Origin of the sequence: Citrobacter sp. CK188, from assembly GCF_030333525.1 — a bacterium.
In the GTDB taxonomy this organism is placed as follows: Bacteria; Pseudomonadota; Gammaproteobacteria; order Enterobacterales; family Enterobacteriaceae; genus Citrobacter_B; species Citrobacter_B koseri.
In genome coordinates, this window is record NZ_JAOWFU010000038.1 from 177385 (window position 1) to 199452 (window position 22068).

Sequence of the window (22068 nt, forward strand, 5' to 3'; positions counted from 1 at the left end):
ACAGATGCTCAATCCGCCAATTTATTACTTTTACTTTTGAGGTGAAGAATGAGACTGATCCCCCTGACGTCCGCAGAACAGGTCGGCAAATGGGCTGCTCGCCATATCGTTAACCGTATTAACGCCTTCAAACCTACCGCCGATCGCCCGTTCGTCCTGGGCCTGCCGACCGGCGGCACGCCGCTGACGGCGTATAAAGCATTAGTCGAAATGCACAAAGCGGGCCAGGTCAGCTTTAAGCATGTGGTGACATTCAACATGGACGAATATGTTGGCCTTCCGAAAGAACACCCGGAAAGCTACCACAGCTTCATGCACCGCAATTTCTTCGATCACGTTGATATTCCGGCAGAAAATATTAACCTGCTCAACGGTAACGCGCCGGATATCGATGCGGAATGCCGTAATTATGAAGAAAAAATCCGTTCTTACGGTAAAATTCACCTGTTTATGGGCGGCGTAGGTAACGACGGCCATATCGCGTTTAACGAACCGGCTTCTTCCCTGGCTTCCCGTACGCGTATCAAAACGCTGACCCATGACACCCGCGTGGCAAACTCCCGCTTCTTTGACGGCGACGTCAATCAGGTGCCGAAATATGCGCTGACCGTAGGCGTGGGTACGCTGCTGGACGCAGAAGAAGTGATGATTCTGGTGCTGGGCCATCAGAAAGCGCAGGCGCTACAGGCGGCTGTCGAAGGCAACGTCAACCACATGTGGACCATTAGCTGTCTGCAACTGCATCCGAAAGCAGTCGTGGTGTGCGACGAACCTTCCACTATGGAACTGAAAGTTAAGACACTGAAATATTTCAACGAGTTAGAAGCCGAAAATATTAAAGGTCTGTAATGTTATCTCCGCCCTGTACGCAGACGCAGGGCGGCATTTTTTGAAATCGGGGGTCGGAATGTATGCTTTAACCCAGGGCCGGATTTTTACCGGTCACGAAATTCTTGATGACCATGCGATTGTTGTCGCCAATGGCCTGATTGATCGCATCTGTCCAGTGGCGGAACTGCCGCCAGAGATAGAACAACGCGCGTTGAATGGGGCCATTCTCTCCCCCGGTTTTATTGATGTGCAATTAAACGGCTGCGGCGGCGTCCAGTTCAACGATACCGCTGACGCGGTGACTGTCGAAACGCTGGAAATCATGCAGAAAGCCAATGAGAAATCAGGCTGCACCAGCTACCTGCCGACGCTGATTACCACCAGCGACGATCTGATGAAACAGGGCATTCGCGTCATGCGTGAATACCTGGCGAAATACCCGAATCAGGCATTAGGTCTTCATCTTGAAGGTCCGTGGCTGAACCTGGTCAAAAAAGGCACCCATAATCCAAGTTTTGTCCGCCAACCTGACGCTGCGCTGGTGGACTTCCTGTGCGATAATGCCGATGTGATCACCAAAGTCACGCTGGCGCCGGAAATGGTGCCGGCAGAAGTGATCGCTAAGCTGGCGGCGGCGGGCATTGTGGTTTCAGCCGGTCACTCCAACGCGACGTTAAAAGAGGCGAAAGCCGGTTTCCGCGCAGGGATCACCTTTGCCACCCACCTGTTCAACGCGATGCCGTATATTACGGGCCGTGAACCGGGTCTGGCGGGCGCCATTCTTGACGATGCCGATATTTATTGCGGCATCATCGCGGATGGTCTGCATGTTGATTACGTCAACATTCGTAACGCTAAACGTCTGAAAGGTGACAAACTTTGCCTGGTGACCGATGCAACCGCCCCGGCGGGTGCAAACATTGAACAGTTCATTTTTGCTGGTAAAACAATATACTACCGTAATGGACTGTGTGTGGATGAGAACGGTACGCTGAGCGGATCATCATTAACCATGATCGAAGGCGTGCGTAATCTGGTTGAACATTGCGGTATTGCGCTGGATGAAGTGCTGCGTATGGCAACGCTCTACCCTGCGCGCGCGATTGGCGTCGATAAGCAGCTCGGCAGCCTCGCGCCGGGTAAAGTTGCGAACCTGACCGCCTTCACCCACGACTTTAAAATCATCAAGACCATCGTTAATGGTAACGAGGTCGTTACTGAGTAAGAGAAAGTATGACACCAGGCGGACAAGCTCAAATAGGTAATGTTGATCTCGTAAAACAGCTTAACAGCGCGGCCGTTTACCGCCTGATTGACCAGCACGGGCCAATCTCGCGTATTCAGATTGCCGAGCAAAGCCAGCTTGCTCCCGCCAGCGTAACCAAAATTACGCGTCAACTCATTGAACGCGGGCTGATCAAAGAAGTTGATCAGCAGGCCTCCACCGGAGGCCGCCGCGCCATCTCCATCGTTACCGAAACCCGTAATTTCCATGCCATTGGCGTGCGGTTGGGTCGTCATGACGCAACCATTACCCTGTTTGACCTGAGCAGTAAAGTGCTGGCTGAAGAGCACTACCCGCTGCCAGAACGCACTCAGGAGACGCTGGAACATGCCCTGCTCAATGCCATCACCACATTCGTCGACAGTAATCAGCGTAAACTTCGCGAGTTAATCGCGATTTCCGTGATCCTGCCGGGTCTTGTCGATCCCGAAAGCGGCGTGATCCGCTATATGCCGCATATTCAGGTTGAAAACTGGGGATTAGTTGAAGCGCTGGAAAAACGTTTTCACGTAACCTGTTTTGTCGGTCACGATATCCGCAGTCTGGCGCTGGCCGAGCACTATTTCGGTGCAAGCCAGGATTGCGAAGATTCCATTCTGGTGCGCGTACACCGGGGGACTGGCGCCGGGATTATCTCAAATGGCCGCATTTTTATTGGTCGCAACGGCAACGTCGGAGAGATCGGCCATATTCAGGTCGAGCCGCTGGGCGAGCGCTGTCACTGCGGCAATTTTGGCTGTCTGGAAACCATCGCCGCCAACGCGGCCATTGAACAACGCGTACAGCACTTACTCAAGCAGGGCTACCAAAGTCGCGTTACGCTGGACGACTGCACGATTAAAACCATCTGCAAGGCAGCTAATAAAGGTGACAGCTTAGCGGCAGAGGTGATTGAACACGTTGGTCGTCATCTGGGCAAAACCATCGCTATCGCTATCAACCTGTTTAATCCGCAAAAAATCGTGATTGCCGGTGAAATTACCGAAGCGGATAAAGTGCTGCTGCCGGCGATTGAAAGCTGCATCAACACACAGGCGCTGAAAGCGTTTCGCAAAAATTTGCCGGTTGTCCGTTCCACGCTGGATCACCGCTCCGCCATCGGCGCATTTGCGCTGGTGAAACGCGCCATGCTCAACGGCATTTTGTTGCAACATTTGCTGGAAAATTAATGAGCTTTTATAGTGGCGCATTATGACTAAATCCTTTGGGTAGTTCATGACCATCAAGAATGTAATTTGTGATATTGACGGCGTGCTGATGCACGACAATGTTGCCGTACCCGGTGCGGCAGAATTTCTGACGGATGTAATGGAAAAAGGTCTGCCGCTGGTGCTGCTGACCAATTACCCTTCGCAGACCGGCCAGGATCTGGCGAACCGCTTTGCTACCGCAGGGGTTAACGTACCGGACAGCGTTTTTTATACTTCCGCGATGGCCACCGCCGATTTTCTGCGTCGTCAGGAAGGCAAGAAAGCCTATGTGGTCGGTGAAGGTGCACTAATTCACGAATTGTATAAAGCAGGTTTTACCATTACCGACGTCAATCCCGATTTTGTGATTGTCGGCGAGACCCGCTCCTATAACTGGGACATGATGCATAAAGCGGCCTTCTTCGTCGCCAACGGCGCCCGTTTCATCGCCACTAACCCCGATACCCACGGTCGTGGTTTCTATCCGGCCTGCGGCGCGCTCTGTGCAGGTATTGAAAAAATTTCTGGCCGTAAGCCTTTTTACGTCGGTAAACCCAGCCCGTGGATTATCCGCGCCGCGTTAAACAAAATGCAGGCGCACTCGGAAGAGACCGTTATCGTCGGCGACAATCTGCGCACCGATATTCTGGCGGGATTCCAGGCCGGTCTGGAAACCATTCTGGTGCTCTCTGGCGTCTCAACGCTCAACGATATCGACGACATGCCGTTCAGACCAAGCTGGATTTATCCTTCCGTCGCCGAAATCGACGTTATCTGAAAACGTCCCCCTGCCTGATGGCGCTACGCTTATCAGGCCTACAATATTGTTCTGTTCGAATCGTAGGCCTGATAAAAAACATCGTTTAATAAAATCGCCATAAAATTATCGATTCATCAATAAACACGCTCATTACGTAATCTTTTTTCATCATTCAACAACTGCCATTGCATTTTTTGCTTTCATCACGCCAAATCTCTTGCGAACCCTGCGGCTTTGCGGCATTTTCATAAACAAGCAAACACAAAAAAGCACCACGCAACGGGTTAATGGAGAAGGTTATGTGTTCTATTTTTGGCGTATTCGATATCAAAACAGACGCGGTTGAGCTGCGTAAAAAAGCCCTTGAGCTGTCACGTTTGATGCGCCATCGCGGCCCTGACTGGTCCGGTATTTACGCCTGCGATAACGCGATTCTGGCACACGAGCGTCTGTCTATTGTCGACGTCAACGCCGGTGCGCAGCCGCTGTACAACGAAAAGAAAACACATGTGCTGGCCGTTAACGGTGAAATTTATAACCACCAGGCATTACGCGCGGAATATGGCGACCGCTATCAGTTCCAGACCGGGTCTGACTGTGAAGTGATCCTCGCGCTGTACCAGGAAAAAGGGGTGGAATTTCTCGACGACTTACAGGGTATGTTCGCCTTTGCGCTGTACGACAGCGAACAGGATGCCTGGCTGATTGGTCGCGACCACATCGGGATCATCCCGCTTTATATGGGTCATGACGAGCACGGCAACTTTTATGTCGCCTCTGAAATGAAGGCGCTGGTGCCGGTCTGCCGCACGATTAAAGAGTTCCCGGCAGGCAGCTACCTGTGGAGCAAAGACGGTGAGATTCGTCAGTACTACCAGCGCGACTGGTTCGAGTTCGACGCGGTAAAAGACAACGAAACGGACAAAAACGTGTTGCGCCAGGCGCTGGAAGAGTCCGTCAAAAGCCACCTGATGTCAGACGTGCCATACGGCGTATTGCTCTCGGGCGGCCTGGATTCCTCCATCATTTCCGCCATCACCAAGAAATTCGCCGCACGCCGCGTTGAAGATCAGGAACGTTCGGAAGCCTGGTGGCCTCAGTTGCACTCCTTTGCTGTCGGTCTGGAAGGCTCCCCGGATCTGAAAGCCGCGCAGGAAGTGGCAAACCATCTCGGCACCGTGCATCACGAAATTCACTTCACCGTGCAGGAAGGTCTGGATGCGATTCGCGACGTGATTTACCACATCGAAACTTACGATGTCACCACCATTCGCGCCTCGACGCCGATGTATTTAATGTCGCGTAAAATCAAAGCGATGGGAATCAAAATGGTGCTGTCCGGCGAAGGTTCCGATGAAGTGTTCGGCGGCTACCTCTACTTCCATAAAGCGCCAAACGCCAAAGAACTGCACGAAGAGACCGTGCGTAAACTACAGGCGCTGCATATGTTTGACTGCGCTCGCGCCAACAAAGCGATGTCTGCCTGGGGCGTCGAAGCCCGCGTCCCGTTCCTGGATAAGAAATTCCTCGATGTGGCGATGCGCATCAACCCGGAAGACAAAATGTGCGGCAACGGCAAAATGGAGAAACATATCCTGCGTGAATGTTTTGAATCCTACCTGCCCGCAAGCGTGGCATGGCGTCAAAAAGAGCAGTTCTCTGACGGCGTCGGCTACAGCTGGATCGACACGCTGAAAGAGGTCGCGGCGGAGCAAATTTCCGACCAGCAACTGGAAACCGCCCGCTTCCGTTTCCCGTACAACACGCCATCTTCTAAAGAAGCGTACCTGTACCGTGAAATCTTCGAAGAGTTGTTCCCGGTACCCAGCGCAGCAGAATGTGTGCCAGGCGGCCCGTCCGTCGCCTGTTCTTCTGCGAAGGCCATCGAATGGGATGAGGCGTTCAAAACGATGGACGATCCATCAGGCCGCGCCGTCGGCGTACACCAGTCCGCTTATAAATAAGTTATCGTGTTAAAAAGAGTCCTGCGGGGCTCTTTTTTTACGCCGTTTTTTCACCGCAAAAAACGATTAATAACCAATAATTGCCGAATATTGCGTCACGCTGTTCGCAACCTAACCAAACAGTCACATTCCGGCCATTTTCAATGAAAAAGAGGTTGACGCTTCAAGGCTCAATACGCATAATGCGCCCCGCAACGCCGATAAGGTAACGCGAAAAAAGATGGCTACGTAGCTCAGTTGGTTAGAGCACATCACTCATAATGATGGGGTCACAGGTTCGAATCCCGTCGTAGCCACCATCTTTTTTGCGGGAGTGGCGAAATTGGTAGACGCACCAGATTTAGGTTCTGGCGCCGCAAGGTGTGCGAGTTCAAGTCTCGCCTCCCGCACCATTCACCAGTACGCGTTGCACGGATGGGGTATCGCCAAGCGGTAAGGCACCGGTTTTTGATACCGGCATTCCCTGGTTCGAATCCAGGTACCCCAGCCATATTTCTTCGAGTTTGCGGATTGCCGCGACGGTCATTGGGGTATCGCCAAGCGGTAAGGCACCGGTTTTTGATACCGGCATTCCCTGGTTCGAATCCAGGTACCCCAGCCATCGAAGAAAACAATCTGGCTACGTAGCTCAGTTGGTTAGAGCACATCACTCATAATGATGGGGTCACAGGTTCGAATCCCGTCGTAGCCACCAAATTCTTGGGGTATCGCCAAGCGGTAAGGCACCGGATTCTGATTCCGGCATTCCGAGGTTCGAATCCTCGTACCCCAGCCAAATTTGAAAGACGTTCGGATGACGAACGCAAAAACCCAATCATTGGGGTATCGCCAAGCGGTAAGGCACCGGATTCTGATTCCGGCATTCCGAGGTTCGAATCCTCGTACCCCAGCCACATTAAAAAAGCTCGCTTCGGCGAGCTTTTTGCTTTTCTGCCCGGCACTCCGGGCGGTGTAGGCCTGATAAGCGCAACGCTATCAGGCACAGAACATCCTACAACCCTAACGCATACTTCAGAGCCTGACGTTTCAACACGCCTGCGCGCTCTGCCGCCATCAATCCAATATTACGCATAATGCGCAGCGGCTGAAGATTATTGCTGAAACCGGCATAGAACAGATCCATCCCGCTTTGCATAATGAAGTTATCCGCCATGCGGCGCGTCTGATAGCGTTTCAGCACCTGGTGACTGGCCCAGACTTCGCCATGACTGCGGGCGCTGATCAACACATCCAGCAGCGCATCCACATCACGATACCCCAGGTTTACCCCCTGCCCGGCTAATGGATGAATGGTATGCGCCGCATCCCCCACCAGCGCCAGGCCAGGCTGTACGTATTGCAACGCATGGCGGCGCGTCAGCGGAAAAGCACCTGCCGCAACCGGTGTGACCTCCCCCAGACGCGACGGAAAATGTTGCATAATTTCCGCCTGCAACTGCGGCATACTCAGGTTCTGCAACTGGCGAATACGCGCTGGTGAGTCATACCACACCAGCGATGCCCAGTTGTCGAACAACGGTAAAAAGGCCCGTGGGCCGTCCGGCGTAAATTGCTGCCAGGTGCTGTCACCGGGATCGTTCTCACACTGTACGGTAATCAGCATACAGGACTGAGCATACTGCCAGGCATGAATGCCAATCCCCGCCAGCTGTCGTACCTGCGAGTTCGCACCGTCAGCGCCGATCACCAGTTTTGCGGTAAGACGCTCACCATCCGCCAGCTCCAGCTCATGTCGATCATTGTGGCGATGCAACGCAATCAGTGAAGCAGGCGCGCGCAGCGTCACTTTCGGGTGCGCGTCCAGCGCCTGCCACAGCGCCTGTTGCAGCACGATATTCTCAACCATATAGCCAAGCAGCGGTAACTTAAGCTCAGCGGCGTCAAACACCACATGGGCGTTTTCCCACTCCCAGGTCTCCAGACGACGGTACGGATGGCTGCGCATCCCCTGCACCGCATCCCAGACGCCCAGGCCTTTAAGCAGCGACACCGACGCCGCGCTGATCGCTGAAATACGCACATCAGGCTGGCTGTCGGCCACAAACGGCGCAGGCTCAGCATGTTCAATCACCGTGACGGTAAATCCATGCTGCGCCAGTCCCAGCGCCAGCGCGCCACCGACCATCCCCCCGCCAACAATGGCAATTTCCGTTGGTTGATTTGTCATGGTCACTCATCCTGTTACGTTGATAAGACAAGTTTACAGGATTTTTTACCTCTAAGGGCTGATAAGCGTCATACTGGTCACAACCGCGCCAAAGCATTACACTATGCGCCCTGCAATTCAGCCACTATTTCGCAAGAGCAAGTCGATGACCAAAAAACTCCATATTAAAACCTGGGGCTGTCAGATGAACGAGTACGATTCATCGAAGATGGCCGATCTGCTGGATGCTACCCACGGGTATCAACTGACCGAGGTCGCGGAAGAAGCGGATGTGCTGCTGCTGAATACCTGCTCAATCCGCGAGAAAGCTCAGGAAAAAGTCTTCCATCAATTAGGCCGCTGGAAGCTCTTAAAAGAGAAGAACCCGGACCTGATTATCGGCGTCGGCGGTTGCGTGGCCTCCCAGGAAGGCGACCACATCCGTCAACGTGCGCACTATGTCGATATTATTTTTGGCCCGCAAACGCTGCACCGCTTACCGGAAATGATCAACTCCGTTCGTGGCGACCGCAGCCCGGTGGTGGACATCAGCTTCCCGGAAATCGAGAAGTTCGACCGCCTGCCGGAACCGCGTGCGGAAGGCCCGACCGCGTTTGTCTCCATCATGGAAGGGTGTAATAAATACTGCACGTACTGTGTGGTGCCGTATACCCGTGGTGAAGAGGTCAGCCGTCCGTCTGACGACATCCTGTTTGAGATCGCCCAGCTTGCCGCTCAGGGCGTGCGTGAAGTCAACCTGCTCGGTCAGAACGTTAACGCCTGGCGCGGTGAAAACTACGACGGCACCACCGGCTCCTTTGCCGACCTGCTGCGTCTGGTTGCCGCCATCGACGGGATCGATCGCATCCGCTTCACCACCAGCCACCCGATCGAGTTCACCGATGACATCATCGAAGTTTACCGTGATACGCCGGAACTGGTGAGCTTCCTGCACCTGCCGGTACAGAGCGGCGCGGATCGCGTACTGAATCTGATGGGGCGTACCCACACGGCGCTGGAGTACAAAGCGATCATCCGTAAACTGCGCGCGGCGCGCCCGGATATTCAAATCAGCTCGGACTTCATCGTTGGCTTCCCTGGCGAAACGACTCAGGACTTCGAACAGACCATGAAGCTGATTGCCGACGTCAATTTCGACATGAGCTACAGCTTTATCTTCTCGGCGCGTCCGGGAACACCGGCGGCCGATATGGTTGACGATGTGCCGGAAGAAGAGAAAAAGCAGCGTCTGTATATTCTACAGGAGCGTATTAACCAGCAGGCGATGGCCTGGAGCCGTCGGATGCTCGGCACCGTCCAGCGTATTCTGGTGGAAGGCACCTCGCGTAAGAGCATTATGGAACTGTCAGGCCGTACCGAAAATAACCGCGTGGTGAACTTTGAAGGCACCCCGGAGATGATCGGTAAGTTTGTGGATGTGGAAATCACCGATGTCTACACCAACTCTCTGCGCGGCAAGGTTGTACGTACCGAAGATGAGATGGGGCTACGCGTGGCTGAAACGCCGGAGTCAGTCATTGCCCGTACCCGTAAAGAAAACGAGATTGGCGTCGGTTTTTACCAGCCTTAATCCTGCTGAAAAGCGAAAAAATGCCCGATGGCGCTGCACTTATCGGGCCTACGGCACAATATGGTTCGTAGGCCGGATAAGGCACCTGTGCCGCCATCCGGCAAATAACAGGCAGACCTTGTAATTCCCCCCTACGCCCCCATCTTCATTGCAATGCTTGCGCCTTTATCCTGTGGCGTGAATAATTTCCTTATCTGCCGGTGAATTTTCATTTTCCGGCGACTCAGGCATAAGAGGAACAGTTTGAACATAGACACTCGCGAAATTACCCTTGAGCCCGCAGACAACGCCCGTCTGTTGAGCCTTTGCGGCCCGTTTGACGACAACATCAAACAACTGGAACGCCGTCTCGGCATCGAGATCAACCGTCGTGACAATCACTTTAAGCTGACCGGTCGCCCGATTTGCGTCACCGCCGCGGTAGATATCCTGCGCAGCCTGTACGTCGATACCGCCCCGATGCGCGGTCAGATTCAGGACATCGAGCCGGAACAAATCCACCTTGCGATTAAAGAAGCGCGCGTGCTGGAACAAAGCGCGGAGAGCGTTCCTGACTATGGCAAGGCGATAAATATTAAAACCAAGCGTGGCGTGATTAAGCCGCGCACGCCGAATCAGGCGCAGTACATCGCCAACATTCTCGATCACGACATTACTTTCGGCGTTGGCCCTGCCGGTACGGGGAAAACCTACCTCGCCGTTGCCGCCGCCGTGGACGCTCTTGAGCGTCAGGAAATTCGTCGTATTCTGCTGACCCGTCCGGCAGTGGAAGCCGGGGAAAAACTGGGCTTTCTGCCAGGCGACCTGAGCCAGAAGGTCGACCCGTATCTTCGCCCGCTGTACGACGCGCTGTTTGAGATGCTCGGCTTCGAGAAAGTAGAAAAGCTGATTGAGCGCAACGTCATTGAAGTCGCGCCGCTGGCCTATATGCGCGGTCGTACGCTGAACGACGCCTTTATTATTCTCGATGAGAGCCAGAACACCACCATCGAACAGATGAAGATGTTCCTGACGCGTATCGGCTTTAATTCGAAAGCGGTTATTACCGGCGACGTCACGCAGATTGACCTGCCGCGCAACACGAAGTCTGGCCTGCGCCATGCGATAGAAGTGCTGGCGGAAGTCGAAGAGATCAGCTTTAACTTTTTCCACAGCGAAGACGTGGTGCGCCATCCGGTGGTTGCCCGTATCGTTAACGCCTATGAAGCCTGGGAAGAAGCGGAGCAAAAACGCAAGGCAGCGCTGGCGGCAGAACGCAAGCGTGAAGCGCAGGAGCAGGAACAAAAATGAGTCAGGTGATCCTCGATTTACAACTGGCATGTGAAGACCATTCCGGCCTGCCGGAAGAGAGCCAGTTTCAGACGTGGCTGAATGCGGTGATCCCACAGTTTCAGGAAGAATCAGAAGTGACGATTCGCCTGGTGGATGAAGCCGAAAGCCACGATCTTAACCTGACCTACCGCGGGAAAGATAAGCCAACCAACGTGCTCTCTTTCCCGTTTGAAGCGCCGCCAGGTATGGAGATGCCGCTGCTGGGTGATCTGATCATCTGCCGCCAGGTGGTGGAGCAAGAAGCGAAAGAACAAGATAAGCCGCTGGAGGCCCACTGGGCGCATATGGTCGTGCACGGCAGCCTGCATTTGCTGGGCTACGACCATATCGAAGACGACGAAGCGGAAGAGATGGAAGCCCTCGAAACAGAGATTATGCTTGCTCTGGGCTATGAGGACCCGTACATTTCCGAGAAAGACTAAGTACGATGAACAAACATGCCGTCAGCCGTTAAGTATATGCATGACGAGCGACCTATTAACCAACATGAGAACCCATACGACGCCATGAGCGACGACAATTCACACAGTAGTGACACGTTAAACAGCAAAAAGGGATTTTTTTCCCTGTTACTGAGCCAACTTTTCCACGGTGAACCCAAAAACCGTGACGAACTGCTGGCGCTGATCCGTGATTCCGGGCAGAACGACCTTATCGATGAAGATACGCGCGATATGCTCGAAGGGGTGATGGACATTGCGGACCAGCGCGTTCGCGACATCATGATCCCCCGCTCCCAGATGATTACCCTGAAACGCAACCAGACGCTGGATGAGTGCCTTGATGTCATCATTGAGTCAGCACACTCGCGTTTCCCGGTCATCAGCGAAGACAAAGATCACATTGAAGGGATTCTGATGGCGAAGGATCTGCTGCCGTTTATGCGCAGCGATGCCGAAGCCTTCAGCATGGAAAAAGTGTTACGCCAGGCCGTTGTTGTCCCGGAGAGTAAGCGCGTTGACCGCATGCTCAAAGAGTTCCGTTCCCAGCGTTACCATATGGCGATCGTTATCGACGAGTTTGGCGGGGTGTCGGGTCTGGTGACCATTGAAGACATTCTCGAACTGATCGTGGGTGAAATTGAAGACGAGTATGATGAAGAAGATGATATCGACTTCCGTCAGCTCAGTCGCCACACCTGGACCATTCGCGCTCTCGCACCGATTGAAGACTTCAACGAAGCCTTCGGCACCAGCTTCAGCGATGAAGAGGTCGATACCATTGGCGGTCTGGTGATGCAGGCGTTCGGTCATTTGCCTGCGCGCGGTGAGACCATTGACATTGATGGTTACCAGTTCAAAGTCGCTATGGCCGACAGCCGTCGTATTATTCAGGTTCATGTCAGAATACCGGATGACTCGCCCCAGCCTAAACTGGACGAATAAAACCAAAAGTGGACTAAAGACTAAATGGCATTTGCCTCACTGATTGAACGCCAGCGCATTCGCCTGCTGCTGGCGTTATTATTCGGCGCCTGCGGAACGCTGGCTTTTTCTCCGTATGACGTCTGGCCCGCCGCGCTTATCTCGCTTATGGGCCTACAGGCGTTAACCTTACACCGCCGCCCGCTCCAGTCGGCTGCTATCGGCTACTTCTGGGGGCTGGGACTCTTTGGCTCCGGCATCAACTGGGTCTACGTCAGTATCGCGCAGTTCGGCGGTATGCCCGGCCCGATAAACGTCTTCCTTGTGGTGCTGCTTGCCGCATACCTTTCCCTCTACACGGGCCTGTTCGCCGGTATTCTGTCGCGTCTGTGGCCGAAAACCACCTGGCTGCGCGTGGCGATCGCCGCCCCCGTAGTCTGGCAAATCACCGAGTTTCTGCGTGGCTGGGTACTGACCGGCTTCCCGTGGCTACAGTTCGGCTATAGCCAGATTGACGGCCCGCTAAAAGGGCTGGCGCCGGTGATGGGCGTTGAGGCCATCAACTTCCTGCTGATGATGGTCAGCGGCCTGCTGGTGCTGGCGGCAGTTACCCGCAACTGGCGTCCTCTGGTCGTCGCGCTGGTGTTATTTGCCCTGCCCTTCCCGCTGCGTTACATCCAGTGGTATACGCTGGAGCCGGAAAAAACCACGCAGGTCTCGCTGGTTCAGGGCGACATTCCCCAATCGCTGAAGTGGGATGAGAGTCAGCTTATCAATACGCTGAAAATCTATCTCGACGCCACCCAGCCGGAAATGGGTAAATCGCAACTGATTATCTGGCCAGAGTCCGCCATTCCCGATCTGGAGATTAATCAGCAGCGTTTTCTGGGCATGATGGACGATCTGCTGAAATCCAAAAACAGCACGTTGATTACCGGCATCGTCGATGCGCGTCTGAACAAGCAGAACCGCTACGACACCTACAACACGATTATCACGCTGGGTAAAGACAGCCCGTACAGCTACGATTCCAGCAATCGCTACAACAAAAACCACCTGGTGCCGTTTGGCGAGTTCGTGCCGCTGGAGTCGATTCTGCGCCCGTTAGCGCCGTTCTTTGACCTGCCGATGTCCTCATTCAGCCGTGGGCCGTACATACAGCCACAGCTGCATGCGCATGGCTTTAAACTGACGGCGGCGATTTGCTACGAAATCATTCTGGGTGAACAGGTTCGGGACAATTTCCGCCCGGACACTGACTATCTGCTGACCATCTCTAACGACGCCTGGTTCGGAAAATCTATCGGCCCGTGGCAGCACTTCCAGATGGCGAGAATGCGTTCTCTGGAGCTGGCGCGCCCGCTGTTGCGCAGCACCAACAACGGCATTACGGCAGTCATTGGCCCGCAGGGTGAAATTCAGGCGATGATCCCGCAGTTTACCCGCGACGTGTTGACCACCCACGTTACGCCAACCCGTGGTTTAACGCCTTATGCCCGTACCGGCAACTGGCCGTTATGGTTGCTCACCGCGCTGATGGGCTTTGGCGCCGTGGTGATGAGCCTGCGTCAGCGTCGTAAATAATCTCCCTTATTACCGGGTAAGACGCGATGCGTCTTACCCGGCCTGGCTATATCCCTCCATTCTGGCACGCCTATTGCTTTGTTAAACAAGGTAAACCTTGTTTTGGCTATATGTGCAACCTGGTCGCACCAATATCGATCATCGGTAGCACCCAAACAGTGCAATGAAAGATTTTTGCCTCTAAACGGTGCGGCGCACTTCGCAAAAATAAACAATAAAGCAGCAAAATCTTTACATTCAGCCAAACTAAATGTTAACAAACACGCATAACACTGCACGCTCAAGTTGCAGACGATAACAACACAAACACTCACAATGGGTATCAATGCGTCGATGGCGCAGACGATAAAGGAGTTGGATATGCAATTACGTAAGCTAGCCACAGCAATGCTGGTCATGGGAATGTCTGCCGGTCTGGCACACGCGGAAGACGCCGCGCCGGCGGCGGGCAGTACGCTGGATAAAATCGCGAAGAATGGCATTATCGTCGTCGGCCACCGCGAGTCCTCCGTGCCGTTCTCTTACTACGACAACCAGCAAAAAGTGGTCGGTTATTCACAGGACTACTCCAACGCCATCGTTGAAGCCGTGAAGAAAAAGCTTAACAAACCTGACCTGCAGGTGAAGTTGATCCCAATTACCTCCCAGAACCGTATTCCGCTGTTGCAGAACGGAACCTTCGACTTTGAATGTGGCTCCACCACCAACAACGTCGAACGCCAGAAACAGGCCGCGTTCTCTGACACCATTTTCATCGTCGGTACGCGTCTGCTGGCGAAAAAAGACGGCGATATTAAAGACTTCCCGGACCTGAAAGGGAAAGCAGTCGTGGTCACCTCCGGTACCACCTCTGAAATTCTGCTGCACAAGCTGAATGAAGAACAAAAAATGAATATGCGCATTATCAGCGCGAAAGACCACGGTGACTCCTTCCGTACGCTGGAAAGCGGTCGCGCCGTCGCCTTTATGATGGATGATGCCCTGCTGGCGGGTGAACGCGCGAAAGCCAAAAAACCAGACAACTGGGAGATCGTCGGTAAGCCGCAATCTCAGGAAGCCTACGGCTGTATGCTGCGTAAAAACGATCCTGAGTTTAAAACGCTGGTAGATGACACGATTGCCCAGGTGCAGACCTCAGGCGAAGCGGAAAAATGGTTTGATAAGTGGTTTAAAAACCCAATCCCGCCGAAAAACCTGAACATGAATTTCGAACTGTCCGACGAGATGAAGGCGCTGTTCAAAGAACCGAATGACAAAGCACTTAACTAACTAAAATAAATGGGGCGGGATCTCCTTGCCCTCTCGATTGTCATTCAGCACGGACAGACTATAAGCCTGATGGTCGTTCCCCATCAGGCCTGAAAACCGCAAAACGCTGGATAACAATCTTCGAGGGTAGCGCTGCTACCCTTTTTTTTCTGGAGTAGATTTATGTCAATAGACTGGAACTGGGGGATTTTTTTACAACAAGCCCCGTTCGGCAACACCACGTATCTCGGCTGGCTCTGGAGCGGCTTCCAGGTCACCGTCGCGTTATCCATCACCGCCTGGATTATTGCTTTCCTCGTCGGCTCGTTATTCGGCATTTTACGTACTGTACCTAACCGCTTCCTCTCGGGAATGGGGACGCTTTACGTGGAACTGTTTCGTAACGTCCCGCTGATTGTTCAGTTCTTTACCTGGTATCTGGTCGTGCCTGAGCTGTTGCCGGAAAATATCGGCATGTGGTTCAAGGCGGAACTGGACCCGAACATTCAATTTTTCCTCTCATCAATGATCTGTCTGGGGCTGTTTACCGCTGCGCGCGTCTGCGAGCAGGTACGCGCCGCGATTCAGTCGCTGCCTCGCGGGCAGAAAAACGCTGCGCTGGCGATGGGGCTGACGCTGCCTCAGGCTTATCGCTATGTTCTGCTACCGAACGCCTATCGGGTGATTGTCCCGCCGATGACCTCGGAAATGATGAACCTGGTGAAAAACTCCGCCATCGCATCGACCATTGGTCTGGTGGATATGGCGGCGCAGGCGGGCAAGCTGCTGGATTACTCCGCCCACGCCTGGGAGTCGTTCACCGCGATTACGCTGGCCTACGTGCTGATTAATGCCGTCATTATGCTGGTGATGAATCTGGTGGAACGTAAAGTCCGCCTGCCTGGCAATATGGGAGGCAAATAATGTACGAGTTTGACTGGAGTTCGATCGTTCCTTCCATGCCGTATTTGCTGGCCGGGCTGGTGATCACCCTGAAAATTACCGTCACCGCCGTGGTGATCGGGATTCTCTGGGGCACTATTCTGGCGGTAATGCGTCTCTCAAGTTTCGCCCCTGTCGCCTGGTTTGCGAAAGCTTACGTCAACGTTTTCCGCTCCATCCCGCTGGTGATGGTGCTGCTATGGTTCTACCTGATTGTGCCGGGGCTGTTGCAGGACGTACTGGGTATTTCGCCCAAAACGGATATTCGCCTGATTTCAGCGATGGTCGCGTTTTCCATGTTTGAGGCGGCGTATTACTCGGAGATTATCCGTGCGGGTATTCAGAGCATTTCACGCGGGCAGTCCAGCGCTGCGCTGGCGCTGGGGATGACCCACTGGCAGTCGATGAAGCTCATCATCCTGCCGCAGGCGTTCCGTGCGATGGTGCCGCTGCTGCTTACCCAGGGTATCGTACTGTTCCAGGATACCTCCCTGGTTTACGTGTTAAGCCTCGCGGATTTCTTCCGCACCGCCACCACCATTGGCGAGCGTGATGGTACGCAGGTCGAAATGATCCTGTTTGCCGGTGCCGTCTACTTTGTTATCAGCCTGAGCGCGTCGTTGTTGGTCAGCTATTTGAAGAAAAGGACAGTTTAATGATTACCCTGAAAAATGTTTCTAAATGGTATGGTCACTTTCAGGTGCTGACCGACTGCTCCACGGAAGTGAAAAAAGGTGAAGTGGTGGTAGTCTGCGGCCCGTCGGGTTCCGGTAAATCGACCCTGATCAAAACGGTGAACGGACTGGAACCGGTGCAACAGGGTGAAATCACCGTTGACGGCACCAAAGTGAATGACAAAAAAACGGATCTGGCGAAGCTCCGCTCGCGGGTCGGAATGGTGTTCCAGCACTTTGAACTGTTCCCGCATCTGTCGATCATTGAAAACCTGACGCTGGCGCAGGTGAAAGTGCTCAAACGCGGCAAAGCGCCCGCCCGTGAAAAAGCGCAGAAGTTGCTTGAGCGCGTAGGACTTTCGGCCCATGCCAATAAGTTCCCGGCGCAGCTTTCCGGCGGGCAGCAACAGCGTGTGGCAATCGCGCGCGCGCTGTGCATGGACCCTATCGCTATGCTGTTTGATGAACCGACATCCGCACTCGATCCTGAAATGATCAACGAAGTGCTGGACGTTATGGTCGAGCTGGCAAACGAAGGGATGACCATGATGGTCGTCACCCACGAAATGGGCTTTGCCCGTAAGGTGGCCAATCGGGTGATCTTTATGGACGAGGGGAAAATTGTCGAAGACTCACCGAAAGAGGAGTTCTTCGCCAACCCGAAATCGGACCGCGCCAAAGACTTCCTGGCGAAAATCCTGCATTAATCCTCCCGGCGCGCACGACAGAGTGCGCGCCATATCACGCTTTATCTCTTCATATCTCGAATCGCACTCATCCCGGCGTTACCCTTGTCACAAAGTACCACTTACAAGGAGCAACAATGGCACTTCCAGTCCTTTTTGATTGCGATCCAGGTCATGACGACGCCATCGCAATTGTTCTCGCCCTCGCATCGCCTGAACTGGATGTGAAAGCGATCACCTCTTCCGCCGGTAACCAGACGCCTGACAAAACGCTGCGTAACGTATTGCGTATGCTGACGCTACTGGGGCGTACCGATATTCCTGTCGCGGGCGGCGCGATAAAACCGCTGATGCGCGATCTGATCATCGCCGATAACGTACACGGCGAAAGCGGACTGGACGGCCCGGCGCTACCGGAGCCGTCATTTGCGCCGCAGACCTGCACCGCCGTTGAGCTGATGGCGAAAACCCTGCGCGAAAGCCCGGAACCGGTAACCATCGTCGCCACCGGGCCGCAAACCAACGTCGCCTTGCTGCTGAACAGCTATCCAGAATTGCACCGTAAAATCGCCCGTATAGTGATCATGGGCGGCGCGATGGGATTAGGTAACTGGACGCCAGCGGCAGAATTCAATATTTACGTTGACCCCGAGGCGGCAGAGATTGTTTTCCAGTCAGGGATTCCCATGGTGATGGCCGGGCTGGACGTAACGCACAAAGCGCAGATTCACGCTGAAGATACCGAGCGTTTCCGGGCGACAGGCAATCCTGTTTCCACGATCGTGGCGGAGCTGCTGGATTTCTTCCTCGAATATCACAAAGACGAAAAGTGGGGCTTTACCGGCGCGCCGTTGCATGACCCTTGCACCATCGCCTGGCTGCTAAAACCCGAGCTTTTCACCACCGTTGAACGTTGGGTCGGCGTGGAGACTCAGGGGAAATACACCCAGGGAATGACGGTCGTGGATTACTATTTTCTGACCGGCAATAAACCGAATGCGACGGTGATGGTCGATATCGACCGGCAGGGCTTTGTGGATTTGCTGGCGGAGAGGCTGGCGTTCTACGCATCATAACCAGCCGGATGGCGCTAACGCTTATCCGGCCTACATCAGCGTACAATTTGTAGGCCGGATAAGACGCTTCGCGTCGCCATCCGGCACTGCCGATTACGGCTCAAACGGTCTGCGCTGGAACTGGTCGTGGCCACATTTCGGGCACAGCGGCAGTACATCCGGCGTATACACCGCTAAATGGTAATGACACTTCTCGCACACAAGGTTGCCCAAGCCGACCACCTCGCCGCTGTGGTAGACCCCGTGGTGATTGAGATCCTGGAACACTTCGCGCCACTCCAGTTGCGTTTTGTCGGTGATGTCCGCCAGCTCCTGCCAGAGGCTCTCTTTAATCACCCGCATAAAGACGCTGTCGCTCTCCTCTTCCTGGCTCTCCTCGTAGCTCATGGCGAACTCTTCCAGGTCACGTCTGACGGCGCGCGTCAGTTCGTCCACCTCGATTCGCGTTAACTCCCCTGCTTTCATTACGCTCTGACGCGCCTGTTCCACCAGCGCGTCAATATCGCGTTCGCCATTACGCAGGCGTTCGCTTAATGACGTCACCAGTTCACGGTAATATTGAGCAACCTTGTTCATCGCTTCGCCTCCTGGGTCGTTAACTGTCTATAATAATAGACGTTATTTACGCCGCGCTTTGCAAGACCGCCCACAGAGTGTGTAAATTCATGCAAGGATTAGCATGGCGAGAATTCAATGCAGAATGCGCGAAAGGCTGTTTTGGCGCGGGCGTTTGGGCTATGCTATGCGGATCTGAAACACCACATCTAACGCTACGTTTGTAGCCGTAATGAAAACAGGACCACTGGCTGCCATGCAAGAGCAATACCGCCCGGAAGAGATAGAATCAAAAGTCCAGCAACACTGGGACGAGAAGCGCACCTTTGAAGTAACCGAAGACGAGAGCAAAGAGAAGTATTACTGCCTGTCGATGCTTCCCTATCCTTCTGGTCGACTACACATGGGCCATGTGCGTAACTACACCATCGGTGATGTGATTGCCCGCTACCAGCGCATGCTGGGTAAAAACGTTCTACAGCCCATCGGCTGGGATGCATTCGGTCTGCCTGCTGAAGGCGCGGCGGTGAAAAACAACACGGCGCCGGCGCCGTGGACCTATGACAACATCGCCTACATGAAAAACCAGCTCAAAATGCTGGGCTTCGGCTATGACTGGAGCCGCGAGCTGGCGACCTGCACCCCGGAATACTACCGCTGGGAGCAGAAATTCTTCACCGAGCTGTATAAAAAAGGCCTGGTGTACAAAAAGACCTCTGCGGTGAACTGGTGCCCGAACGACCAGACCGTACTGGCGAACGAGCAGGTTATCGACGGCTGCTGCTGGCGCTGCGACACCAAAGTTGAGCGTAAAGAGATCCCGCAGTGGTTCATTAAGATCACCGCCTACGCTGACGAACTGCTGAACGATCTGGATAAACTGGATCACTGGCCAGACACCGTTAAAACCATGCAGCGCAACTGGATCGGCCGTTCTGAAGGCGTCGAGATCACTTTTGACGTGAACGGCTACGACAATACGCTGACGGTGTACACCACGCGTCCAGACACGTTCATGGGCGCCACTTACCTGGCGGTTGCCGCAGGTCACCCGCTGGCGCAGAAAGCGGCTGCCAACAACCCGGAACTGGCTGCCTTTATCGACGAATGCCGCAACACCAAAGTGGCGGAAGCCGATATGGCGACGATGGAGAAAAAAGGCGTCGACACCGGTTTTAAAGCCATTCACCCGCTGACCGGCGAAGCGATCCCGGTATGGGCCGCCAACTTCGTGCTGATGGAGTACGGTACTGGTGCGGTCATGGCCGTTCCGGGCCACGATCAGCGCGACTACGAATTTGCCACCAAATATGGCCTGACCATCAAGCCGGTTATCCTGGCGGCTGACGGCTCTGAACCGGATCTGTCCGAGCAGGCGCTGACCGAGAAAGGCGTACTGTTTAACTCCGGCGAATTTAACGGTCTGGGCTTTGAAGACGCCTTCAACGCGATTGCCGATAAACTGGCGGCAAAAGGCGTCGGCGAGCGTAAAGTCAACTACCGTCTGCGCGACTGGGGCGTTTCCCGTCAGCGTTACTGGGGCGCGCCGATTCCGATGGTGACTCTGGAAGACGGCACCGTTCTGCCGACCCCGGAAGATCAACTGCCGGTCATCCTGCCGGAAGATGTCGTCATGGACGGCATCACCAGCCCGATCAAAGCCGATCCTGAGTGGGCGAAAACCACCGTTAACGGTCAGCCTGCGCTGCGTGAAACCGACACCTTTGACACCTTTATGGAGTCCTCCTGGTACTACGCGCGCTACACCTGCCCGCAGTACAACGAAGGGATGCTGGACCCGGAAGCAGCAAACTACTGGCTGCCGGTCGATATCTACATCGGCGGTATTGAACACGCGATCATGCACCTGCTCTACTTCCGCTTCTTCCACAAGCTGATGCGCGACGCGGGCATGGTGAACTCTGACGAACCGGCGAAACAGCTGCTGTGCCAGGGTATGGTGCTGGCAGACGCGTTCTACTATGTAGGCGAAAACGGCGAGCGTAACTGGGTCTCCCCGGTTGATGCCATCGTTGAGCGCGACGAGAAAGGCCGCATCGTTAAGGCGAAAGATGCGGCGGGCCATGAGCTGGTGTACACCGGCATGAGCAAGATGTCCAAGTCCAAAAACAACGGCATCGACCCGCAGGTAATGGTTGAGCGTTACGGCGCGGACACCGTGCGTCTGTTCATGATGTTTGCTTCCCCGGCCGATATGACGCTGGAATGGCAGGAATCTGGCGTGGAAGGGGCAAACCGCTTCCTGAAACGCGTCTGGAAACTGGTCTATGAACACACCGCGAAAGGCGAGGTTGCGGCACTGAACGTTGATGCGCTGAGCGAAGATCAGAAAGCGCTGCGTCGCGACGTCCACAAAACCATCGCGAAAGTGACCGATGATATCGGCCGCCGTCAGACCTTCAACACCGCGATTGCCGCAATTATGGAGCTGATGAACAAACTGGCGAAAGCGCCGCAGGAAGGCGAGCAGGATCGCGCCCTGATGCAGGAAGCGCTGCTGGCTGTCGTGCGTATGCTCAACCCGTTCACCCCACATGCCTGCTTCACGCTGTGGGAAGCGCTGAAAGGCGAAGGCGATATCGATAACGCACCGTGGCCGGTCGCTGACGACAAAGCAATGGTAGAAGACTCTACGTTGGTTGTGGTTCAGGTGAACGGTAAAGTCCGTGGCAAAATCACCGTACCGGTGAACGCCACTGAAGAACAGGTTCGTGAACGTGCTGGCCAGGAACATTTGGTCGCAAAATATCTTGATGGCGTTACCGTGCGTAAAGTGATTTACGTTCCGGGTAAACTCCTCAATTTGGTCGTTGGCTAAG

The 22068-nt window shown here is 54.3% G+C and carries 18 protein-coding genes and 7 tRNA genes; 23 read left to right on the forward strand and 2 right to left on the reverse strand.

Features of this window, described 5'->3' with window-relative positions; genetic code table 11:
* The first annotated feature begins 48 nt into the window (after positions 1-48).
* The 12 genes from nagB (at position 49) to OGV67_RS21375 (ending at position 6923) form a co-directional block, all read left to right on the forward strand.
* Positions 49-849: a glucosamine-6-phosphate deaminase gene (nagB, locus tag OGV67_RS21320; protein WP_012133326.1), complete on the forward strand. Its 801-nt coding sequence runs from the start codon at positions 49-51 to the stop codon at positions 847-849.
* Positions 850-907: 58 nt separating this feature from the next.
* Positions 908-2056 carry an N-acetylglucosamine-6-phosphate deacetylase gene (nagA, locus tag OGV67_RS21325; protein ID WP_047458163.1) on the forward strand — a complete coding sequence of 383 codons (1149 nt, stop codon included), beginning with the start codon at positions 908-910 and terminating at the stop codon, positions 2054-2056.
* Positions 2057-2064: 8 nt separating this feature from the next.
* The gene (gene nagC, locus OGV67_RS21330) at positions 2065-3285 is read left to right on the forward strand and encodes a DNA-binding transcriptional regulator NagC (protein WP_012133328.1); all 1221 of its coding nucleotides are present in this window, start codon (positions 2065-2067) and stop codon (positions 3283-3285) included.
* 46 nt (positions 3286-3331) lie between these two features.
* Positions 3332-4084, forward strand: a complete 753-nt coding sequence (nagD, locus tag OGV67_RS21335) for a ribonucleotide monophosphatase NagD (RefSeq protein ID WP_012133329.1) — start codon at positions 3332-3334, stop codon at positions 4082-4084.
* Positions 4085-4365: 281 nt separating this feature from the next.
* The gene (asnB, locus tag OGV67_RS21340) at positions 4366-6030 is read left to right on the forward strand and encodes an asparagine synthase B (RefSeq protein WP_047458165.1); all 1665 of its coding nucleotides are present in this window, start codon (positions 4366-4368) and stop codon (positions 6028-6030) included.
* A 222-nt stretch (positions 6031-6252) separates the two neighbouring features.
* Positions 6253-6329, forward strand: a tRNA-Met gene (locus tag OGV67_RS21345).
* 8 nt (positions 6330-6337) lie between these two features.
* Positions 6338-6422 (forward strand) — tRNA-Leu (locus OGV67_RS21350).
* A 23-nt stretch (positions 6423-6445) separates the two neighbouring features.
* Positions 6446-6520, forward strand: a tRNA-Gln gene (locus tag OGV67_RS21355).
* Positions 6521-6556: 36 nt separating this feature from the next.
* A tRNA-Gln gene (locus OGV67_RS21360) sits at positions 6557-6631 on the forward strand.
* A gap of 16 nt (positions 6632-6647) precedes the next feature.
* Positions 6648-6724, forward strand: a tRNA-Met gene (locus OGV67_RS21365).
* Positions 6725-6730: 6 nt separating this feature from the next.
* Positions 6731-6805: transfer RNA gene (locus OGV67_RS21370), tRNA-Gln, on the forward strand.
* Positions 6806-6848: 43 nt separating this feature from the next.
* Positions 6849-6923: transfer RNA gene (locus OGV67_RS21375), tRNA-Gln, on the forward strand.
* Positions 6924-7021: 98 nt separating this feature from the next.
* On the opposite strand, the gene ubiF is transcribed toward OGV67_RS21375, so the two are convergent.
* The gene (gene ubiF / locus OGV67_RS21380) at positions 7022-8197 is read right to left on the reverse strand and encodes a 3-demethoxyubiquinol 3-hydroxylase (RefSeq protein WP_115181847.1); all 1176 of its coding nucleotides are present in this window, start codon (positions 8195-8197) and stop codon (positions 7022-7024) included.
* Between the two features lie 145 nt (positions 8198-8342).
* On the opposite strand from ubiF, the gene miaB reads away from it, so the two are divergent.
* From miaB to rihA, 10 genes are all read left to right on the forward strand, one after another.
* Positions 8343-9767, forward strand: coding sequence for a tRNA (N6-isopentenyl adenosine(37)-C2)-methylthiotransferase MiaB (gene miaB / locus OGV67_RS21385; protein ID WP_024130541.1), 1425 nt, complete (start codon positions 8343-8345; stop codon positions 9765-9767).
* A gap of 243 nt (positions 9768-10010) precedes the next feature.
* Entirely contained in the window at positions 10011-11057 is a 1047-nt protein-coding gene (locus OGV67_RS21390) for a PhoH family protein (RefSeq protein WP_012133334.1), read from the forward strand.
* The gene (gene ybeY / locus OGV67_RS21395) at positions 11054-11521 is read left to right on the forward strand and encodes an rRNA maturation RNase YbeY (protein ID WP_012133335.1); all 468 of its coding nucleotides are present in this window, start codon (positions 11054-11056) and stop codon (positions 11519-11521) included. The genes OGV67_RS21390 and ybeY overlap by 4 nt, the downstream gene beginning before the upstream one ends.
* A gap of 84 nt (positions 11522-11605) precedes the next feature.
* Positions 11606-12484 carry a CNNM family magnesium/cobalt transport protein CorC gene (gene corC / locus OGV67_RS21400; protein WP_024130542.1) on the forward strand — a complete coding sequence of 293 codons (879 nt, stop codon included), beginning with the start codon at positions 11606-11608 and terminating at the stop codon, positions 12482-12484.
* 24 nt (positions 12485-12508) lie between these two features.
* Positions 12509-14047 carry an apolipoprotein N-acyltransferase gene (gene lnt / locus OGV67_RS21405; protein WP_012133337.1) on the forward strand — a complete coding sequence of 513 codons (1539 nt, stop codon included), beginning with the start codon at positions 12509-12511 and terminating at the stop codon, positions 14045-14047.
* A gap of 360 nt (positions 14048-14407) precedes the next feature.
* Positions 14408-15316 carry an amino acid ABC transporter substrate-binding protein gene (locus OGV67_RS21410; RefSeq protein WP_047458175.1) on the forward strand — a complete coding sequence of 303 codons (909 nt, stop codon included), beginning with the start codon at positions 14408-14410 and terminating at the stop codon, positions 15314-15316.
* Between the two features lie 162 nt (positions 15317-15478).
* On the forward strand, positions 15479-16219 hold the full coding sequence (gltJ, locus tag OGV67_RS21415; RefSeq protein ID WP_012133339.1) for a glutamate/aspartate ABC transporter permease GltJ: 741 nt from the start codon (positions 15479-15481) through the stop codon (positions 16217-16219).
* Complete coding sequence (gene gltK, locus OGV67_RS21420; protein WP_012133340.1) at positions 16219-16893, forward strand: glutamate/aspartate ABC transporter permease GltK; 675 nt, start codon at positions 16219-16221, stop codon at positions 16891-16893. Before gltJ ends, gltK begins: the two co-directional genes overlap by 1 nt.
* Positions 16893-17618: a glutamate/aspartate ABC transporter ATP-binding protein GltL gene (gltL, locus tag OGV67_RS21425; protein WP_012133341.1), complete on the forward strand. Its 726-nt coding sequence runs from the start codon at positions 16893-16895 to the stop codon at positions 17616-17618. The genes gltK and gltL overlap by 1 nt, the downstream gene beginning before the upstream one ends.
* A gap of 116 nt (positions 17619-17734) precedes the next feature.
* Positions 17735-18673 (forward strand): pyrimidine-specific ribonucleoside hydrolase RihA, encoded by a 939-nt coding sequence (gene rihA, locus OGV67_RS21430; protein ID WP_115614968.1) that lies wholly within the window; start codon positions 17735-17737, stop codon positions 18671-18673.
* Between the two features lie 93 nt (positions 18674-18766).
* On the opposite strand, the gene OGV67_RS21435 is transcribed toward rihA, so the two are convergent.
* Entirely contained in the window at positions 18767-19249 is a 483-nt protein-coding gene (locus tag OGV67_RS21435; RefSeq protein WP_012133343.1) for a zinc ribbon-containing protein, read from the reverse strand.
* A gap of 235 nt (positions 19250-19484) precedes the next feature.
* Here OGV67_RS21435 and leuS point away from each other — a divergent pair, with 235 nt between their 5' ends.
* Entirely contained in the window at positions 19485-22067 is a 2583-nt protein-coding gene (leuS, locus tag OGV67_RS21440; RefSeq protein WP_024130545.1) for a leucine--tRNA ligase, read from the forward strand.
* Position 22068 lies beyond the last annotated feature (1 nt).

Excerpts from the sequence above, each read along its gene's own strand:
- asnB (WP_047458165.1), top strand. The coding sequence starts at position 4,366 with ATGTGTTCTATTTTTGGCGTATTCGATATCAAAACAGACGCGGTTGAG.
- nagD (WP_012133329.1), top strand. The coding sequence starts at position 3,332 with ATGACCATCAAGAATGTAATTTGTGATATTGACGGCGTGCTGATGCAC.
- corC (WP_024130542.1), top strand. The coding sequence starts at position 11,606 with ATGAGCGACGACAATTCACACAGTAGTGACACGTTAAACAGCAAAAAG.
- ybeY (WP_012133335.1), top strand. The coding sequence starts at position 11,054 with ATGAGTCAGGTGATCCTCGATTTACAACTGGCATGTGAAGACCATTCC.
- OGV67_RS21435 (WP_012133343.1), bottom strand. The coding sequence starts at position 19,249 with ATGAACAAGGTTGCTCAATATTACCGTGAACTGGTGACGTCATTAAGC.
- OGV67_RS21410 (WP_047458175.1), top strand. The coding sequence starts at position 14,408 with ATGCAATTACGTAAGCTAGCCACAGCAATGCTGGTCATGGGAATGTCT.
- nagA (WP_047458163.1), top strand. The coding sequence starts at position 908 with ATGTATGCTTTAACCCAGGGCCGGATTTTTACCGGTCACGAAATTCTT.
- leuS (WP_024130545.1), top strand. The coding sequence starts at position 19,485 with ATGCAAGAGCAATACCGCCCGGAAGAGATAGAATCAAAAGTCCAGCAA.
- gltJ (WP_012133339.1), top strand. The coding sequence starts at position 15,479 with ATGTCAATAGACTGGAACTGGGGGATTTTTTTACAACAAGCCCCGTTC.
- gltK (WP_012133340.1), top strand. The coding sequence starts at position 16,219 with ATGTACGAGTTTGACTGGAGTTCGATCGTTCCTTCCATGCCGTATTTG.
- gltL (WP_012133341.1), top strand. The coding sequence starts at position 16,893 with ATGATTACCCTGAAAAATGTTTCTAAATGGTATGGTCACTTTCAGGTG.
- lnt (WP_012133337.1), top strand. The coding sequence starts at position 12,509 with ATGGCATTTGCCTCACTGATTGAACGCCAGCGCATTCGCCTGCTGCTG.
- miaB (WP_024130541.1), top strand. The coding sequence starts at position 8,343 with ATGACCAAAAAACTCCATATTAAAACCTGGGGCTGTCAGATGAACGAG.
- nagB (WP_012133326.1), top strand. The coding sequence starts at position 49 with ATGAGACTGATCCCCCTGACGTCCGCAGAACAGGTCGGCAAATGGGCT.
- nagC (WP_012133328.1), top strand. The coding sequence starts at position 2,065 with ATGACACCAGGCGGACAAGCTCAAATAGGTAATGTTGATCTCGTAAAA.
- ubiF (WP_115181847.1), bottom strand. The coding sequence starts at position 8,197 with ATGACAAATCAACCAACGGAAATTGCCATTGTTGGCGGGGGGATGGTC.
- rihA (WP_115614968.1), top strand. The coding sequence starts at position 17,735 with ATGGCACTTCCAGTCCTTTTTGATTGCGATCCAGGTCATGACGACGCC.